Origin of the sequence: Niallia sp. HCP3S3_B10, assembly GCF_052064465.1 — a bacterium.
GTDB lineage: Bacteria > Bacillota > Bacilli > Bacillales > Cytobacillaceae > Niallia > Niallia hominis.
In genome coordinates this window covers 141,334-159,453 of sequence record NZ_JBQHVO010000002.1, presented here as the reverse complement: position 1 = coordinate 159,453, position 18,120 = coordinate 141,334, and the positions used below count along the sequence as shown (strand labels likewise).

Annotated in this window: 16 protein-coding genes and 1 riboswitch; of the genes, 7 read left to right on the top strand and 9 right to left on the bottom strand. The window is 33.9% G+C overall.

Going from position 1 to position 18,120, the window contains the following annotated elements; all coding sequences use genetic code 11:
* Nucleotides 1–92 precede the first annotated feature (92 nt).
* Both ptsP and ACTNDN_RS02255 read right to left on the bottom strand, forming a co-directional pair.
* A complete protein-coding gene (gene ptsP, locus ACTNDN_RS02260) occupies nucleotides 93–1,814 on the bottom strand; it encodes a phosphoenolpyruvate--protein phosphotransferase (RefSeq protein ID WP_031534163.1) in 1,722 nt (573 codons plus the stop codon).
* Nucleotides 1,814–2,080 carry a phosphocarrier protein HPr gene (locus ACTNDN_RS02255; RefSeq protein WP_031534161.1) on the bottom strand — a complete coding sequence of 89 codons (267 nt, stop codon included), beginning with the start codon at nucleotides 2,078–2,080 and terminating at the stop codon, nucleotides 1,814–1,816. The genes ptsP and ACTNDN_RS02255 overlap by 1 nt, the downstream gene beginning before the upstream one ends.
* 914 nt (nucleotides 2,081–2,994) lie before the next feature.
* On the opposite strand from ACTNDN_RS02255, the gene ACTNDN_RS02250 reads away from it, so the two are divergent.
* A complete protein-coding gene (locus ACTNDN_RS02250; protein WP_441130681.1) occupies nucleotides 2,995–3,363 on the top strand; it encodes a PilZ domain-containing protein in 369 nt (122 codons plus the stop codon).
* Nucleotides 3,364–3,674: 311 nt separating this feature from the next.
* Here the strand turns inward: ACTNDN_RS02250 and ACTNDN_RS02245 are convergent, their stop codons facing one another.
* A complete protein-coding gene (locus tag ACTNDN_RS02245; protein WP_441130680.1) occupies nucleotides 3,675–3,869 on the bottom strand; it encodes a hypothetical protein in 195 nt (64 codons plus the stop codon).
* 479 nt (nucleotides 3,870–4,348) lie between these two features.
* Here ACTNDN_RS02245 and ACTNDN_RS02240 point away from each other — a divergent pair, with 479 nt between their 5' ends.
* On the top strand, nucleotides 4,349–4,522 hold the full coding sequence (locus tag ACTNDN_RS02240) for a YkvS family protein (protein WP_065429081.1): 174 nt from the start codon (nucleotides 4,349–4,351) through the stop codon (nucleotides 4,520–4,522).
* 91 nt (nucleotides 4,523–4,613) lie between these two features.
* On the opposite strand, the gene ACTNDN_RS02235 is transcribed toward ACTNDN_RS02240, so the two are convergent.
* A complete protein-coding gene (locus tag ACTNDN_RS02235) occupies nucleotides 4,614–4,718 on the bottom strand; it encodes a DUF6254 family protein (protein WP_251627369.1) in 105 nt (34 codons plus the stop codon).
* 220 nt (nucleotides 4,719–4,938) lie between these two features.
* A riboswitch (glycine riboswitch) is annotated at nucleotides 4,939–5,022 on the top strand.
* 136 nt (nucleotides 5,023–5,158) lie between these two features.
* Between ACTNDN_RS02235 and ACTNDN_RS02230 the strand changes: the two genes are divergently transcribed.
* Nucleotides 5,159–5,437: an ACT domain-containing protein gene (locus tag ACTNDN_RS02230; protein ID WP_031534154.1), complete on the top strand. Its 279-nt coding sequence runs from the start codon at nucleotides 5,159–5,161 to the stop codon at nucleotides 5,435–5,437.
* Between the two features lie 17 nt (nucleotides 5,438–5,454).
* Nucleotides 5,455–6,816, top strand: a complete 1,362-nt coding sequence (locus ACTNDN_RS02225; protein ID WP_441130678.1) for a PFL family protein — start codon at nucleotides 5,455–5,457, stop codon at nucleotides 6,814–6,816.
* 407 nt (nucleotides 6,817–7,223) lie between these two features.
* Here ACTNDN_RS02225 and ACTNDN_RS02220 read toward each other — a convergent pair whose 3' ends face one another.
* Entirely contained in the window at nucleotides 7,224–8,255 is a 1,032-nt protein-coding gene (locus ACTNDN_RS02220) for a YkvI family membrane protein (protein ID WP_031534151.1), read from the bottom strand.
* Nucleotides 8,256–8,570: 315 nt separating this feature from the next.
* On the opposite strand from ACTNDN_RS02220, the gene ACTNDN_RS02215 reads away from it, so the two are divergent.
* Nucleotides 8,571–10,730, top strand: coding sequence for an AAA family ATPase (locus ACTNDN_RS02215; protein ID WP_441130761.1), 2,160 nt, complete (start codon nucleotides 8,571–8,573; stop codon nucleotides 10,728–10,730).
* A 38-nt stretch (nucleotides 10,731–10,768) separates the two neighbouring features.
* Here the strand turns inward: ACTNDN_RS02215 and ACTNDN_RS02210 are convergent, their stop codons facing one another.
* Both ACTNDN_RS02210 and ACTNDN_RS02205 read right to left on the bottom strand, forming a co-directional pair.
* Nucleotides 10,769–12,463 (bottom strand): M3 family oligoendopeptidase, encoded by a 1,695-nt coding sequence (locus ACTNDN_RS02210; protein ID WP_031534147.1) that lies wholly within the window; start codon nucleotides 12,461–12,463, stop codon nucleotides 10,769–10,771.
* Nucleotides 12,464–12,627: 164 nt separating this feature from the next.
* Entirely contained in the window at nucleotides 12,628–13,065 is a 438-nt protein-coding gene (locus ACTNDN_RS02205) for a MarR family winged helix-turn-helix transcriptional regulator (RefSeq protein WP_031534145.1), read from the bottom strand.
* A 167-nt stretch (nucleotides 13,066–13,232) separates the two neighbouring features.
* On the opposite strand from ACTNDN_RS02205, the gene ACTNDN_RS02200 reads away from it, so the two are divergent.
* Nucleotides 13,233–14,720, top strand: a complete 1,488-nt coding sequence (locus tag ACTNDN_RS02200; RefSeq protein WP_031534143.1) for an ATP-binding protein — start codon at nucleotides 13,233–13,235, stop codon at nucleotides 14,718–14,720.
* Between the two features lie 224 nt (nucleotides 14,721–14,944).
* On the opposite strand, the gene ACTNDN_RS02195 is transcribed toward ACTNDN_RS02200, so the two are convergent.
* Both ACTNDN_RS02195 and ACTNDN_RS02190 read right to left on the bottom strand, forming a co-directional pair.
* Nucleotides 14,945–15,214: an aspartyl-phosphate phosphatase Spo0E family protein gene (locus tag ACTNDN_RS02195; RefSeq protein WP_051640897.1), complete on the bottom strand. Its 270-nt coding sequence runs from the start codon at nucleotides 15,212–15,214 to the stop codon at nucleotides 14,945–14,947.
* Nucleotides 15,215–15,567: 353 nt separating this feature from the next.
* Complete coding sequence (locus tag ACTNDN_RS02190) at nucleotides 15,568–16,743, bottom strand: pyridoxal phosphate-dependent aminotransferase (RefSeq protein WP_031534140.1); 1,176 nt, start codon at nucleotides 16,741–16,743, stop codon at nucleotides 15,568–15,570.
* A gap of 324 nt (nucleotides 16,744–17,067) precedes the next feature.
* Here ACTNDN_RS02190 and ACTNDN_RS02185 point away from each other — a divergent pair, with 324 nt between their 5' ends.
* On the top strand, nucleotides 17,068–17,853 hold the full coding sequence (locus tag ACTNDN_RS02185) for a carbon-nitrogen family hydrolase (RefSeq protein ID WP_031534138.1): 786 nt from the start codon (nucleotides 17,068–17,070) through the stop codon (nucleotides 17,851–17,853).
* Nucleotides 17,854–18,120 lie beyond the last annotated feature (267 nt).

The window sequence follows — 18,120 nt, the reverse complement described above, 5'->3', positions numbered from 1 at the left end:
ATAAGGGGAAAATGAGAATAGCGTTAAGCTAACTTGTAAAAGAGCTTATGCTATTTTTATTTATACCCACTATTTTTAAGGATAAACCTATTTTATTCAGAAAGTTTTGCTGCAGCTTTAACTGCTTCCATAACTTCTTCTGTTGTAGACATTTGTAATGCTTTTTCTGCTAATTCTTCCATTTCCTTTTTAGAAAGGTTTAGAATTTGTGATCTTGCTTTTAAGATAGATGTAGCACTCATAGAGAATTCATCTAGGCCTAATCCTAATAATAAAGGAATTGCTGTTTCATCTCCTGCCATCTCTCCACACATACCTGCCCATTTACCTTCTTTATGCGCTGCATCGATAACCATTTTAACAAGACGTAAAATAGAAGGATTGTATGGTTGGTAAAGATAAGAAACACGCTCATTCATACGGTCAGCAGCCATTGTGTATTGGATTAAGTCATTTGTACCAATACTGAAGAAGTCAACTTCTTTAGCAAATTGATCTGCAAGAACTGCAGTAGAAGGAATTTCAACCATGATACCTAATTCAATTTTTTCTGCTACTTGAACGCCTTCACTTGTTAAGTTAGCTTTTTCTTCTTCTAAAAGAGCTTTTGCTTGGCGGAACTCATTTAATGTAGCAATCATTGGGAACATGATCTTTAGATTTCCATATGAGCTTGCACGTAATAATGCTCTTAATTGCGTACGGAAAATATCTTGCTCCTCTAGACATAAACGAATTGCACGGAAACCTAAGAACGGGTTCATTTCTTTTGGTAAATCTAAATATGGAAGCTCTTTATCTCCACCAATATCTAATGTGCGAACTACAACTGGCTTCCCTTTCATTCCTTCAAGGACAGCTTTGTAAGATTCAAACTGTTCATCTTCTGTAGGGAGCTGATCTCTACCCATGTAAAGGAATTCAGTACGGTATAAACCAACTGCTTCCCCACCGTTATTAATAACACCTTCTAAATCATTTGGTGTACCAATATTTGCTGCAAGCTCTACATGAACACCATCAGAGCTAACTGTTTGTTCATTCACAAGTTTTGCCCATTCTGCTTTTTGTTGTTCATATTGTTCTGCAGTCTTTTTATAGCTTTCTACCATTTCAGGTGTTGGATTAATATGGATTTCTCCTTTTAATCCATCAACAATTACTAAATCGCCATTATTAATTTCATCTGTAGCCTTTTTAGTACCGACAACAGCAGGAATTTCTAAAGAGCGAGCCATGATTGCTGAATGAGAAGTTCTACCGCCAATATCAGTTGTGAATCCTTTAACAAATTGACGGTTAAGCTGTGCTGTATCAGATGGTGTTAAATCTTCTGCAACAACAACTACTTCTTCAGAAATCATACTTGGATTTGCCAAATGTACGCCTAAAAGATGAGACATTACACGCTTTGTCACGTCACGAATATCTGCAGCTCTTTCTTGCATATATTCATTATCCATTGATTCAAACATTGTAATAAACATATCTGTTGTTTCTTTTAATGCGTATTCAGCATTCACTAGGTCTGTTTTAATTTTATCTTCAATAGGTGCAATTAATTCTGGATCACTTAATACTAATAAATGCGCTTCAAAAATCGCAGCTTTATCCGCCCCAAGCTCTTTATTAGCTTTTTCACGAATAGCTTCTAATTCTGATTTCGCTTTCGTTAAAGCATCTTGAAAACGAGAAATTTCATTTTCAGCATTTTCTACACTAGTCTTTTCAAATGAAAGATCTGGTTCAACTAAACGATAAGCTTTTGCAATGGCTATTCCACTAGATGCAGCAATTCCTTGTAAAAAACTCATTATTCTGCTAAACCTTCTTTATTTAACGTTTCTTGTAATCCATTAATAGCTTCTTGCTCGTCATTACCTTCTGCGATAATTTTAATTTCAGCACCTTGAGCAATTCCTAATGACATAACACCCATAATCGATTTAAGATTTACTTTTTTCTCTTTGTATTCTAATTGAATATCTGAATCAAATTTGCTAGCTGCTTGTACTAAAAGCGTTGCTGGTCTAGCATGAATTCCTGTATCTGCAATAACTTTAAATTGTTTTTCTACCATAATAAAATCATTCTCCTTTATCGATTAAGTTATAAGATGTAACCATATAGATAAACTTTTCAAACTTAAACAACCTTAATATAAATTAACAATTGTTTATCATTAATAATATATAATTTTTATATTACAATTGTAAACCGAAAGCTATGTATTTTGTCGAAAAATATCGCTGTCTATGCACACAAACTTTCTTCACAACCATTTATAGCATCTTCTAAAAAGATGAGAACATATAATGACCTGTTCAAAATAGGCAGGCAATTTAAGTTTTTGAAAAAGACATCTCAAATGAAAGAATAGCATTTCTTTCTTATCTAGACAATCAAAATTTATTAAACGACAAAAATTTGTTCACTTTATGGCGAAAATTAGCATTTTTTATTTGATAAACCTAGCCTTGGTGTGAAGTTACTTCCTGTTTAGTAAAATCCCCTAATTATCAACTTTTATACAATTAAAAATGGTGACTGTCCACTTAAAAAGATAATTATAATTAAAAGCGGACATATTATGAAAACAGCTTAAAATGGTGACAAAGCTCTGTAACAAATCCTTCAAACATTTGTATAGAAAACATTTATTAGTCGAAAAATATATTGCAATATCTCGTTAAACAAGCTTTAATATTATTGAACTTTCAAGTATGAATAGTTTAACTAATAAAATTAACCGTTTCAGTGGTATGCGTCATTTATCCACTGATTGTTAGTTGGAACGATTCAGCTTTGTACAGACAGTTGATTCCCCTCTATTTCCCTCGAATTCCATAAGCTTACGGTTAAGTCTTATAAAAGTGGGAAAATGAGTAGTTTTTTTCCTTCGAAAATATAAAGCGGGCGCATTCGTCGAGTTCACGCGATTTAACATGATAAATATAATTTTTTATTGGAGAAAAAAATAAAGGGAGGGAGAATATGAGATACAAACGTAATGAAGCTTTTCGTTACCAATTGAATGATTCTCTTGACGCTATATTTACACTAAAGGTTGAGGAAGACACACTTTCTAGTAAAGGGCATGCTCTTATCTATAATATAAGTCCCAATGGATTAAGATTTAGGACAGAATATGACTTACCTGTTGGTGATTCGCGCTTATTATTACAACTTCTTTTCATTTTAAATGAAAACGAAATAAGTATGCCTGGCCATATAACCTGGAAGAAAAAAATCGGGAGTCTATTTGAATATGGTTTTGAAGGAACGGAAGATAATGAAGCAAAACAGAAGATAATCAACGGCTTAAAAGAACTTTCTCGAATGGATAATAAAAATACGCTATAAAAGAGTGCGTATTTATTACACACATCTGAATACATTTCACTCGACCACTGAACTTTTGCAGTGGTCTCCTTTTTTTGTAGGGGTACTTTCCGTCCTTGCTAATCTCCTCAACAAGTTGATCTATATTTTTTACTCCCCAAAGTTAACATTTCACCTGTTTAAAATCTTTTAAATAAACTCATTTTCTATCCTATTTGATTAGAAAGATTTCCATCAGTGGAGTTACCTTAAAACTCCACTGATGGATAATTAGCTAACAATTTTCAGTGTCCGTCGATTAAAGTGGAATCAAAAGCAAGGTGCCCTATTTTTCAACTTCTTGGCTCGTCCATATATTTATATGTAACATCTCCGCCAATTTCTGCAATTCCTTTAAAATGCTTAAAGTCTTCTCTCTTTACCAATTCTGATCGAAAAGTGAGAAATTCCTCTTTTTTAACTCGATAACTTTCTATTTCTTTATTCTTTAACTTCTCTAATATTTCTTCTGCCAATTCCTTATTCATGCCACTCACCAATTACCCTTTCTATCTTTTTTTCAGTCCATATTTTAATTTATTGTAATATTTTAAGCAAAGAATTCTACACTTTTTCCTTTTTTAATATTATTTTTTGATATTATTATGGATATTTTTCTTAATTATGTTATAATATCATCTAATATTAGGATAGTGTAACCATTAGTGATAGTCAAAAAATAGGATAATGAAGTCCAAATTACTTCCTTCACTTTCTTTTATATTAAAAATACATAATTTTTCGATAAACAGCATTTCCCTTTATTTCATCATGCTAGGTAGAACTTACCTTCAAGCAGCAACGAAAAAAGACTATTTCAAAAAAGTAAATGATACACATTTTATTTGCAGTTTCATAGTATATATTTATTAAGATTACTATACTGCTATTTTTTACGAATAAGTTCTAATAGTGCAAACTATAATCAGAATTTATATAAAATTTGGAATGATAAGGAGAGATTTGAGTGAAAAGAGCTGAGGTTGGAAATATAATTGAATTTAGAGGGTTACAAGGAATTGTTGAAAAAGTAAATGAAAATTCAGTTATTGTAGACTTAACTTATATGAATAACTATCGTGATTTAGAATTAGAGCAAAGAACAGTTGTTAACCACAAAAACTATCGTATCATTAAATAATGTTCAAAAAAGAAGTCTATATAGGGATTGCCTCCTTTTATTGACTTCTTTTTTGTATGCGCTTTATTTATTACTTATAATAAGGAAGAAACTATTCTTCCGCCAATTCTTTTTTTGTCTTTACTTTTCCATGTGGCTTTTGTTTCTGCTTACGTACAGTCCATTCTCTTTCTTTTTCTCTATGTGCTTTTGACATCTTCTTCACCTCCATCCTTCGTTATATAATAAACATTATCAACTTTTTTATCCCTATTAATAGTTACAAACTTATCCCATTTTCCAAGTGAATTTCCGCTCCAATATTCCATGCGCTTAAAAGAAATATTTGGTTGACCACATGAAAAAAAACTGTTAACATCACATTATATTTCTTAAATAAATTACATGCTATGAATGTTATGGATCAAACTATAACAGGAGCAGCTTCTGGAGAGACCGTTTGGATTCCCAAACGGCACCGAAGGATTCACAATCTCAGGTAAAAGGACAGAAGAACAACCAATACATATTTATAATCATGTCCTGGTTCTTCTTATCCTTTGAAACAGATTGGTGTATCCAATCTGTTTTTTTCATACATTCATTAAATCGTTTTATTTGAGAAGCAAACAAAATTGCGAGGTATGAGGTGAAATAATGGTTCAACAACGTCGAGCAGTCGTAAGTGTCATTGGAAAAGATCAAATTGGGATTATCAGTAAGGTAACAACAATCCTTTCTAATAATCACATTAATATTCTAGATATCAGTCAAACCATTCTACAAGATTTCTTTACAATGATGATGTTAGTAGATATTACCGATAAAGAGAACTTGGATAACTTAACAAAACAGTTTGATGAATTAAGCGAGCAACTTCATTTAAAAATTAATATCCAATTAGAAGAAATTTTTCAATCCATGCACCGTGTTTAAGAAAAGAGGGTCAGAAAATGAAAATTGCATTGAATGAAATGATGGAAACCATTAATATGGTACAGATGGAAAACCTTGATATTCGTACTGTTACGATGGGAATCAGCCTTTATGATTGTGCTGATTCAGATTTTCAAAAGTTAAATGAGTCTGTCTATAAAAAAATTACAAAGTATGCAAGCAAATTAACGGAAGTAGCAAATGCTGTTGAAAAGGAATATGGAATTCCCATTATTAATAAGCGTATTTCTATCACTCCAATTGCAGAAATTCTAGGAAATAGTACAGTAGAACAAGCAGTAACCCTAGCAAAAACATTAGATAAAGCCGCAAAAGATTTAAATGTAGATTTTATAGGTGGATTTTCTGCCCTTGTACATAAGGGGATTACTAAAGGTGATCAAACATTATTAGCTGCCCTTCCAGAGGCACTTTCTGTGACAGAACGCGTTTGTGCCTCCGTATCTGTTGCTACGACTAGAACCGGTATTAATATGGATGCAGTAAAACAAATGGGTGAAATAATTAAAAAAGCTGCTGAAAATACAAAAGATCAAAATGGTCTAGCATGTGCTAAGCTAGTGGTTTTCTGTAATCCTGTTGAAGATAACCCATTTATGGCTGGAGCCTTCCATGGAGCAGGTGAAGGAGAAGTTGTAATCAATGTTGGTGTTAGTGGACCTGGCGTTGTATTAAGTGCATTGAAGAAATATCCTGAAGCTGATTTAGGAGAAGTCTCAGAAATCATCAAAAAAACAACTTTTAAAATAACTCGAGCTGGGGAATTAATTGGACGAGTAGTTGCGGAACGTTTAGATGTACCATTTGGAATTATGGATTTATCCCTTGCACCGACTAATGCTATTAATGATAGTGTTGCAGAAATATTAGAAGAGATTGGTTTGGAACGTGTCGGAACACATGGGACCATTGCAGCATTAGCTTTAATGAACGACGCAGTTAAAAAAGGTGGAGCAATGGCAAGTAGTTATGTTGGTGGATTAAGTGGCGCCTTCATTCCAGTAAGTGAGGATAATGGAATGATTAAAGGAATTTTAGATGACAGCTTAACCCTTTCTAAACTGGAAGCAATGACTTGTGTATGCTCTGTTGGACTTGATATGATTGCCCTGACTGGAGATGTTACAGCAGCTACGTTATCAGCAATCATTGCCGATGAAGCAGCTATTGGAATGATTAATAAAAAAACAACAGCTGTCCGTGTCATTCCTGTCCCAGGAAAGAAAGAGGGAGAAATCGTAGAATTCGGCGGTCTTTTAGGTCGAGCACCTGTAATGGGAGTTAATCCATTTAGTTCAGCTAAACTCATTGACCGAGGCGGACGTATACCATCTCCCCTACAAGCATTAATTAACTAATAGTATCTTTACATGACAAATACATGAGGCTGGGACATAAGCATTTCATTCAACAATAAACACGAACTATTATGTAATTAATTTGCATGAAAATTCGTGTTTATTGTTTTGAAAAAGGTTTAAAAAACGAAGTGTAATGGAGCGGAGGATGCTCGACTCCTGCGGGAAATAGAGGAAAGGCTGAGACCCCGCAGCGCAGCGAGGAGGCTTAGCTTCCTCCCCGGCGCATCGTGCGTCCGTAGCGCAATGGAACGACTTAGTTTTTACACCTGACTATATTTAAAAACATAGAAAACCATCATGAGAAAGTAGCTTTATTTAAAAGCTACTTTAGAGATTATTCGTCTTTAAAGATTAGTTTTTTAGTTTTGTCCCAGCCTCACCTTCTTGTTAGAAGCGAAAACCAATTATTTAGGCACAGGTTTAATCCATAAGAACAGCAAGAATACTAAGCTTATGTAACCAAATATAGGATATAAAAAGGATAATAATGTGCCATACTGTACGAAACTAATTAAATAGGAAACCAAAATAATTCCACCGATTATTACCATACTTGGTAAAGGAATGAAGCTCCGCAACTGCCTCTCTAACCCATAAATATTCCCGATTACCGAACTGAAAATTTCTCCATATATGACTAAAATATAAACCCATGAAAGCTGTGGAGCTAAATTTTTCATAATAATAGCCATAGGAATAGAATACAGATAAACATCCTTCAGCATAATAAGGGAAAAATGACTGGATATTAGAATCATCATTAGAGCAATTCCACCTAAAATACCTCCCCATTTAACCACTTCTTCATCACCAATTTCAGAGGCTGCAGGTACTAGCACAGCAATTGCTAAAGCCAAATTTAAGGCAGTATACGAAAACGGAGAGCTGATCGTTTTCCAAGTAATGGTCTCCATTTGAAATATCTCTCCCAAAAATCCTGGCAAAGAAATAGAAAGTATAAAGAGAATAAAGCTGAAACTGATCATAATAGGTACAACAAATGTGTTTACGGCAAATAACCCTCTTGTTCCTACCATCATAACCATTAAAGAAAGGACAATTGTAAAAATGACGCCAACCGTTTTATCTAGGCCGAGCTGCTCTTCAAATACAGCACCAGCTCCTGAAAACATCACAGCACAGACTCCTATTAGCATAAGTAATAATAGAATGTTAATCATTGTTCCTATGACATTACCAAATAAGTAAATAGTAAACTCTTGATAGGAAGATGCCTTTATTTTGACCGAAATACGCATTAGTTTCGCCCCAAAATACGCAAAAATAAATCCACTTACAATGATTCCTAACAAGCCGATAAATCCATATTGTGAAAAAAAGACTACTATCTCTCTTCCTGTCGCAAATCCAGCACCGACAACAGTACCTACATACACCGCTGCTAGCTGTATTGCAGCATACCATTTATTTTTCACAGATTTCCCTCCCTACATCAACTATATGTAGAAATGGACAAACAATGACGAGCATTTTCTCTAAATAAAAAATAAATTTTTAAATGAAATAGCTTCCTAATTTTGAACAAGAATATTTACATTTGGATTAGGAAGAACCCAGTCTATCTTCCTCCCATTCTGTATGCAAGTAAAGAGTCTTCAGGAGATTTTTAAACGGAATAAAATTCCATTAATATTTTTTAAGCAAAAAACTTGAAAGTCAAAAAAGGTCAAAGTATAATCATAATTACAAAAGGTCAATATTAGTCAAAATCAAAAGGAGGATATTTAATGATGAAATGTGAAATTTGCCAACAAAACAGTGCCACAATCAGCTTACGATTTGTATTAAACAATATGGAAAGCACAATGAATATTTGTCATGTTTGCTATCAAAAAGAAAAGCAAAAAGTGACAGCACAAAACGGCCCAATGTTTTTCCAACCTTCCCCTTTTGACGAGTTATTTCAATCACTTAACCAATCAAATTCATTAGGGGGAGCTAGTGCTTCAAAGGAAGCTCCTTTTATTAATAACAATAAAAAAGCTGGCATTCTCGATAAACATGGGAAAAACTTAAATCAAATGGCTAATGCTGGTTTGATTGACCCAGTTATCGGAAGAGAAAATGAAATTGAACGTATAATCGAGATTCTAAATCGAAGAAATAAAAATAATCCAGTACTAATCGGGGAACCTGGTGTCGGGAAAACAGCGATAGCAGAAGGATTAGCTTTAAAAATTATGGAAGGCAATGTTCCAAAAAAATTACAAAATAAAGAAATTTACTTATTAGATGTGGCTTCCCTTGTATCAAATACAGGTATTCGCGGTCAATTTGAAGAAAAAATGAAGCAAGTCATTCAAGAAGTACAAGCTAGAAAAAATGTTATTGTCTTTATTGACGAAATCCATCAGTTAGTAGGTGCAGGCTCTGCAGAAGGCTCTATGGATGCTGGGAATATTTTAAAACCAGCATTAGCTCGCGGCGAACTGCATATCATTGGGGCAACAACCTTAAAAGAATATCGTCAAATCGAAAAGGATGCTGCCTTAGAGCGACGATTCCAGCCAGTGCAAGTAAGTGAGCCATCTGTGGAAGCTACATTATCGATTTTAAATGGCATTAAGGATAAATATGAAAAATTCCATGAAGTTTCTTACACGGAAGATGCAATAAAAGCATGTACTGAGCTATCCCATCGTTATATTCAAGACCGCTTCTTACCAGATAAAGCGATTGACTTAATGGATGAGGCTGGTTCTAAAATGAATCTTTCTTCTACTTATCAAAACACGGAAGAAATCGAAAATCGTCTTGCTATGATAGCAAAAGAAAAAGAAAAAGTATTAAAAGAAGAAAATTATGAAAAAGCAGCTCAACTGCGCAAAGAAGAACAACAGCTTGAAAAGGCATTAAATGAACCAAACAATGATGATAAGCCGATTGTGGATGTTGCCCTTATCCAGCAATTAATCGAAAAGAAAACGGGCATTCCAGTAGGAAAATTACAGGAAGATGAACAGCAAAAAATGAAGTTTTTAAGTGATCGATTAGCAGCAAAAGTAATTGGACAGGATGAGGCTGTTCGCAAAGTGGCTAAAGCCATTAAACGTAGTAGAGCAGGACTTAAATCAAAAACGAGACCAATTGGTAGCTTCCTTTTCGTCGGTCCAACTGGTGTGGGGAAAACGGAACTTACCAAAACACTAGCAGAAGAATTATTCGGCAGCAAGGATAGTATGATTCGCCTAGATATGAGTGAATATATGGAGAAACATAGCATTAGTAAAATCATTGGTTCTCCTCCAGGATATGTTGGTCATGAAGAAGCAGGACAATTAACAGAAAAAGTTAGAAGAAATCCATATAGCATTATTCTGCTAGATGAAATCGAAAAAGCACATCCTGATATTCAATCCATCTTCTTGCAAATTCTAGAAGACGGACGCTTAACAGATAGCCAAGGACGCACTGTCAGCTTTAAAGACTCTGTTATTATTATGACAAGTAATGCAAGTGTCGCCCATAAACATAGGGTTGTTGGCTTTGGAAATAATGATGCAATCGAAGAAAGCAATCTTTTACAAACATTAGGAAACTTCTTTAAACCAGAATTCCTTAACCGCTTTGATGCGATTATCGAGTTTAAATCATTGGAAAAAGAACACTTACTACAAATTACAGACTTATTATTAGAGGAACTTTCTCAAAATTTACAAGAACAGCAAATCACTTTACAAGTAACCGAAACGGCCAAAGAGAAAATCGTAGAATTAGGAACACATCCAAGCTTTGGTGCTCGTCCTTTAAGAAGAGTAATTCAAGAGCATTTAGAAGATCAATTAGCAGATGTTATTCTCGATGAGCCAACAGTTAAAGAATTAACTGCAGTTATTGAGGATGACCAAATTAAGGTCAAACCAGTGCAAACACAATCTATTAGTCAGTAAATAAAAAGAAAACCGTGGGGCAATCCCACGGTTTTCTTTTATAGATTTCGGTCATCTACAGAACTTAACCACTCATCAATTACGCCGACAACTGACTCTACACAGCCATTTTCAAATGGAGAGATTAAATTAGCCTCTTTCACTAATTCCGTAAACGGCATGCTTCCCCCTAATTTGCATAGCTTAACATAATCTGCCCAAGCATCTTCTTGATTCTCTCTTGAACGTTTCCAGAATTGGAATGCACAGATTTGCGCCAATGTATAATCAATATAATAAAATGGAGAACTAAAAATATGCCCTTGCTTTTGCCAGAAGCCACCATTCTCTAGAAACTCATTTCCATCATAATCAAGATGTGGACTATATTTTTTTTCGATATTTCTCCAAGCCTGTTTTCTTTCTTTTGGAGTAGCGGTCGGATTTTCATATACCCAATGTTGGAATTCATCCACTGATACTCCATAAGGAAGGAATAAGAGTGCTGAGCTTAAATGAGAAAACTTATATTTCTCTACATCTTCTTTAAAGAATAATTCCATCCATGGCCATGTAAAGAACTCCATACTCATCGAATGAATTTCTGCAGCTTCATATGTCGGCCAATAGTATTCAGGAATATCAAATCCACCACTAGAGTACACTTGGAATGCATGACCTGCTTCATGTGTTAATACATCAATATCTCCTGAAGTTCCATTGAAGTTAGAAAAAATAAATGGCGCTTTATAATTTTCAATAAAGGTACAATATCCTCCCCCTGCTTTTCCTTTTTTAGCAACCAAATCCATTAATTCTGTTTCTCTCAAATAGGAAAAGAAATCACCAGTTTCTTTTGATAGTTCCTTATACATTTTTTGACCATTTTCAACTATCCAGGCTGGATCTCCTTTAGGAGTAGCATTCCCCGTTAAAAATTCGAATGGTTCGTCATAATATTTTAAGGAGTCGACCCCTATTCTTTTTTGCTGTCTTTCTTTTAATTTTGTTGTTAATGGGACGATATGTTCTTTTACTTGATCTCTAAATGCGGCAACCATTTCTGCATTATAATCGGTACGATACATACGATAGTATGCTAGCTCGACAAAGTTTTCATATCCTAGCTTTTTGGCAATTTCTGTACGAACCTTTACCATATCATCATATATTCTATCTAACTGCTCTTCATGCTCACCAAAGAAAGCAAAACGGGCTTCACTAGCAGCCTTTCTAGTATCACGGTCTTTTGATTCCGTAAATGGCTGCAATTGTGCAAGTGTTCTTTCTTCTCCCTCAAACATTATCTTTGCAGAAGCTACAAGCTTTGTGTATTCTGTTGATAGTTTATTTTCTTGTTGCAAAAGCTCTACTACTTCTTCTGAGAACACTTTTAATTGGGCTTCCGCTAATGCAAATAGCTGATGTCCCCATTTTTCTTCCAATTGTTCTTTAAACTTAGATTTTACAAGCGCTTCGTAATATTTAGTAGTAAGCCCCTCCACCTTAGGAGATACTTCATCCATATAATCTTGTTCTTTTTGATAAAATTCATCATTTGTATCAACAGAGTGTCGAATATAGCATAAATTAAACATTGTAGAAACATCATTTCTTAGCTCGTTTATTTTCTCTATCGCAGTAATTTGCTGCTGAACATGTTCTGCATTATTAAAATCTACTAATAGTTCATTCATCTTAACTGCAAACTCTTCAATATTTGGTCTTTTGTATGTAAATTCCGAAAATTTCATTTATATACCCCCTATTTCTTCTATGTATCACTATAATTATACATGAATATTAACAACACAAATACATAAAAGCGAAATTCGTAAGGAAGATTTATTTCAAATAGTTCCTTCGAAATAAACCTTTATCCTATTTATGAATACTCGCTTTTTACATTATACAATGACTATTTTCCAACTGATAAACCAAGGCGTTTAATTAATTCAATTGCCACATCTTTTTCTCCTGGTGATAGTTCAGACATGATTTCATGGATTCTTTGTTCGTGATTTGGAAAAATGCTTTCAATCAACTGTTTGCCATTTTCCGTTATTTGAGCGAATGTGACTCTTCGATCTGTTGGACAGGCAATTCTTCTTAAATACCCTTTTTCTTCCAGTTTATCAACTACATAGGTAATACTTCCACTTGCTAATAAAATCTTACCTCCTATTTGCTGTAACGGTTGATCTCCTTTATGATACAACAATTCGAGAACAGCAAACTCAGTTGGATTCAATCCATTTGCAGTAATTAATTTATTCACATTTTCATTGATTGCTCGAAATGCTCGAGACATAACAATATATAATTTTAATGATTGTTCAATATCTTTTTTTTCCATATAAAACTTCCCTTATTAGAATAATTCATTATCTCGAATTCAGATAAATTATAGTATTCTCCCTTAGATTTGTCAATTTCTGTAGAACTCCGCCTGTCATTGAGCTTTTACCATTTCATGTTATAATGAAGTTTATACATTGGAATTTCGTTATGGAGAATCTATTAATGAAAATAACTACACAAAAAAAAATTTCGTATATTGTAATCGTTGTTATTCCTATTATGATTACTGCAGTTCTTTTTTTTAATTACCAAATAAATAAAGAAGAAGCCAAAAATAAAGCTCATGCAGAATGGGTTGCTTCCATCCACCAAAAGCAATGGGACTCTTATATAAACAAAGTAGTATCCTCTTTAAATATATTAAGTCTATCTATTCAACCAAATATTGATACACCTAATGAGATGGATAGCTTACTTAAAAAAGTATTTACGAATGAGCATATCTATGGGGGTTTATTTTTACTCGACAGTAAAGGGAAAACGATTGCAGGGGTAAATGATACTTATGATTCCATTGATATTTCAGAGGAAGATTATATATTGGAAGTTATAAACTCAAAGGATTTAGTGATTTCTAATCGAGAAGAAGTATTAAGTAACGGACAGAAGGTTATCGGTATTGCAATGCCAATATTAGGTCAACATAATAGACTAGACGCGATTATAACAGCATATCTTCGTGTCGATTACCTTATTAATTTAACGAAGATGTTATCCTCAGAGGAAAATATTGCGATTATGAATGGGCAAAAAGAAACCATTCTCTATATAAATGATGGTGCAACTTTAGGCGAAAATGTCATTAACATGCCGATTGACCGTTTACCTTGGTCAATCATGGTTGAATTAGTAAAACCGAATATTTGGAACATTGTCAAAGCAAATATTTGGATACCTCTGTTCTTCATTCTCATTTTTCACCTTATTTATCTGATTATGATTCTTTACTATCAAAGAAAAGTAAGAAAGGAAGAAACAAAAGAGAATGAAATCCAAAAATTAGAGCTTGTTGGTAATTTAGCTGCTAGTTCAGCTCATGAAATTAGAAACCCTTTAACAGGAATTAAAGGATTGATCCAATTATTAAGTGAAAAACATCAAGATCAAAAGGATCAGCTATACTTTTCCATTATCCAAAAAGAAATTGCTCGAATAAATGAAATTGTAAGTCAATTCCTCATTTTAGGAAAGCCTACAGCACAAAAAAAACATAATATGAATTTAAAAATGATTATAGCAGAACTTAATCCACTTATTATTTCAGAAGCAAATTTATATAATGTAAAGTATATTGAAAAAGTGCCTGATGAAGACATTTATGTACTTGGAATAGCAGATCAAATGAAACAAGTACTGTTGAATTTAACAAAAAATGCACTTGAAGCAATGGAAAATGGTGGTCAATTAGAGCTTACAGTTCGTCCTATTCGTTCAAACGTACTTATTTCAGTAACGGATAATGGTATAGGCATGTCCAGCCGTCAATTAAAGAAAATATTTGAACCATTTAACACTTCGAAGGAATCAGGTACCGGCTTGGGGCTTGTTGTATGTAAAAGAATCATTGAATCATTCGATGGTGAAATACAAATATCTAGTAGAGAAAAGAAAGGAACAAGGGTGAATATTATTTTACCTTTAATAGACTAACAACCTACTTCTTCGCTTCTTGCATGTTCCTTTATATTTCCCTTCTTTCCACAAAGAGGGGAATAACTATTGAACAAAAGATGCTTTTTTCTTTATCCTGATCGTGGACACATGCGGAATAATGGGGTATTAACATCATTTAATTACAGAAGGGCATTGATTTAGATGAGATATTATTAGGTAATTACTGCCATTACCCTTCACCAATATTATTTAATAGTATATTATCTATATACAACCTCAGAATAATTTTTGCGCTTATATTGACTAGCATTAGACCAAAAAATTCGAGTGTTTTTATATTTTCTTTTTATTTGTTTTCTTTTTTCTCGTTCGTAACGAAAAACAAGCTGATATTTATAGATTAATTCATCAAGCTCTTGACTTAACCTAATCGTCTCCGCATCAATAGTACCAAGCTCTTTTGCTGTTTTTATCATTACCTCCCTCTTCTCTTGAATTTCATCTAACAATTCTGTTTTCTTACAATACACCTTTTTCTTCCTCCTAATCAAATTCCAACTTTCAAACAATTCATTATTGTTTACTTGATGAATTATTACAATAAAACAAATAAAAGTAAATAGATTCGCAATATTAGACATTTTTTTAAGAAAAAATAGGTAAAAAGACCTATTTATCTATCTAACCATTACTGTTGTTCGACAAGAAACGTGACGAAAATAGTCGAATGGTATGACTAAAGTAAGCAAACGCTTTCTTTTTGGTTATTTCCGCCCATTATTTCCCCTCATATAAAAAAAGCTAGTACTCTTTATATTAAAAAAGGATTAAATAGATAAAAATCTATTCAATCCTAAATGAAATTTTATAGCTTTATTCCATCTTATTTAAAAATCGGAAGTGTACTTAATCTTTCAATGGCCTCTTGTAATCTATCCACTTCTGTTAATAACCCCACTCGAACATATCCCTCTCCAAATTGACCAAAACCGGATCCTGGAGCCATTGCAATATGTACTGTCTCTAATAAATAATCACTAAATTCTTGTGACGTAAAACCATCTGGTATTTTCAGCCAAGCAAAGAAGGATCCCTCTGGCGCCTTCACTTCCCAACCAATTTCGTTGAGTCCTTTTATTAATATATTTCGTCTCTTTTCATAAAGCTCATTCATCCTTTTTACACTCTCTTGAGATTCTGTTAATGCCGTGTAAGCAGCTTCCTGTATCGCACCAAATAAACTTACATACAGATGGTCTTGGTAAAGATTAATAGCTGAAATAACACTGCTATTTCCAACTGCAAAGGCTACTCTCCAGCCTGCCATATTAAACGTCTTTGACAATGTATATATTTCAACTCCAATATCCTTTGCTCCATCAGCTTGAAGAAAACTAATTGGTTTCTTTCCATCAAAGCCAATCGCACCATATGCAAAATCATGGACAACACAAATGTCATGCTTTTTACTTAGAGAAACTGTCTCATCAAAGAATTCCTTTGTTGCTATCGCTCCTGTCGGATTGTTTGGGTAATTTAAAAACATTAACTTTGCTTTCTCTAAATCCTTTTCTGCTATATCCTTATAATTGGGCAAAAACCCATTTTGTTCTCGCAACGGCATCATAACTGTTTCTGCTTGTGCTAAAGCAATCCCAGATAAATAGTCGGGATAGCCAGGATCTGGAACCATTACTGTTTCTCCTGGATTTAATAGACATAACGGAATTTCAACAAGACCTGCCTTCCCCCCAAATAAAATAGCCACCTCTGTTTCAGGATTTAAATCTACATTATATTCTTGCTTGTAAAATTGAGAAATGGCCGTTTTTAAATGAGGATAGCCTCTAAAAGGTGAATACTTATGGTTTTTCGGTTCTTCTGCTGCAGCTTGCAGGCTCTGGATAATAGTAGAAGGAGTCGGTTGATCTGGATTACCTTGTCCTAAATTAATCACATCATAACCTCTCTCAATATAGCTATTAACTTTTGTAACTAATGAAGCAAAGAATTGTTCTGGCAAATTTTTCAATAACTGAGATTGTTCATATTTCTTCATATAACTCACACCTTCTTTAAACGATAAAGTGAAACTTCCATCAGGGAAATTTTTCTTCTTTTTCCCCGCTGATGTTAATGGAATCATTCAACCTTTACAAACAGTTGATTATCAAATCTCCTACAAAAAGAAATGAGCGTATTCCTGTCCGTTAATAGTGGGATAATCGCTAAAAATATTTCACTTACTTAAATGATGCAATACAAAAATAATCATTTAATAATTCGCTTTTTTATGATATAACCAAATTACCTTAATAATTGGATTTTTTAGTTGATTATCATTATATAGGAAAATAACGAAGATGAATAGAGGTGTTAGCTTTTGAATTTTCGAATTAGTTTGATTCAAATGGATATTGCATTCGGTAAACCAGAAGATAATTTTCAGCAAGCAGAAGAAAAAATTACGGCCGCTTGCAAAGATAACTGCGATATCATTGTATTGCCTGAGCTATGGTCAACGGGCTATGACTTAGCAAGACTTTCATCAATTGCTGATAATCATGCCAAAAGAACTATCTCTTTTTTAAGTGAATTAGCACTTAAACATCAAGTTCACATCATTGGTGGATCTATTGCGAATAAGAAGGAAAATGGCATATTTAATTCCCTTATTGTTATAGATAAATCAGGAAATGTCGCCCACACCTATGACAAGCTCCACCTTTTCCAATTAATGGATGAACATTTATATTTAAAAAGCGGAACATCAAGTGGATTGTTTTCTTTAGAAGAGAGAATGTTTGCTAGTATGATTTGCTATGATATTCGCTTCCCAGAATGGATAAGAGCACATACAACAAAAGGGGCGGAAGCAATCTTTGTTGTTGCTGAATGGCCAAAGCCAAGATTGGCACACTGGAAAAGCCTCCTTATTGCTCGAGCCATTGAAAATCAATGCTTTGTAATTGCTTGTAATCGCGTTGGTGCAGATCCTGATAATGTCTTTGCAGGACATAGTATGATTATTGATCCATGGGGAGAAATCGTAGCAGAAGCCGGTGAAGAAGAAGAAATTCTAACAGCCTCTGTTCATTTAGATAAAGTTACAGAAGTTCGGAAGACTATCCCTATTTTTACCGATCGCAAACCAGAATTTTATAATTGATTTTAGCATTTTTATAAAAATATTCTAAGTAGAAATAATGAGCAGCCTGAATACACATAAACTTAGACTCCTCTTGGATTTGCGGAGGGCACTGAAAAAGAATAGTATCTCCAAATTAAATAAGAATTTATTTATTTGAAAGCGAATATTAAGTTGGTTTGGAGAGGCGTCCGCTCGACCCCTACGGGAGATGCGAGAAAGTCCGAGACCCTGGCTGTGAAGCGGCTCGGCGCTCGCCCCTATGAGTCACGTGGGCACCTCGGAAAA

Excerpts from the sequence above, each read along its gene's own strand:
- ACTNDN_RS02235 (WP_251627369.1), bottom strand. The coding sequence starts at position 4,718 with ATGTCAAAAGCACATAGAGAAAAAGAAAGAGAATGGACTGTACGTAAG.
- ACTNDN_RS02255 (WP_031534161.1), bottom strand. The coding sequence starts at position 2,080 with ATGGTAGAAAAACAATTTAAAGTTATTGCAGATACAGGAATTCATGCT.
- ACTNDN_RS02230 (WP_031534154.1), top strand. The coding sequence starts at position 5,159 with ATGGTTCAACAACGTCGAGCAGTCGTAAGTGTCATTGGAAAAGATCAA.
- ptsP (WP_031534163.1), bottom strand. The coding sequence starts at position 1,814 with ATGAGTTTTTTACAAGGAATTGCTGCATCTAGTGGAATAGCCATTGCA.
- ACTNDN_RS02215 (WP_441130761.1), top strand. The coding sequence starts at position 8,571 with ATGAAATGTGAAATTTGCCAACAAAACAGTGCCACAATCAGCTTACGA.
- ACTNDN_RS02250 (WP_441130681.1), top strand. The coding sequence starts at position 2,995 with ATGAGATACAAACGTAATGAAGCTTTTCGTTACCAATTGAATGATTCT.
- ACTNDN_RS02200 (WP_031534143.1), top strand. The coding sequence starts at position 13,233 with ATGAAAATAACTACACAAAAAAAAATTTCGTATATTGTAATCGTTGTT.
- ACTNDN_RS02205 (WP_031534145.1), bottom strand. The coding sequence starts at position 13,065 with ATGGAAAAAAAAGATATTGAACAATCATTAAAATTATATATTGTTATG.
- ACTNDN_RS02245 (WP_441130680.1), bottom strand. The coding sequence starts at position 3,869 with ATGAATAAGGAATTGGCAGAAGAAATATTAGAGAAGTTAAAGAATAAA.
- ACTNDN_RS02190 (WP_031534140.1), bottom strand. The coding sequence starts at position 16,743 with ATGAAGAAATATGAACAATCTCAGTTATTGAAAAATTTGCCAGAACAA.
- ACTNDN_RS02225 (WP_441130678.1), top strand. The coding sequence starts at position 5,455 with ATGAAAATTGCATTGAATGAAATGATGGAAACCATTAATATGGTACAG.
- ACTNDN_RS02210 (WP_031534147.1), bottom strand. The coding sequence starts at position 12,463 with ATGAAATTTTCGGAATTTACATACAAAAGACCAAATATTGAAGAGTTT.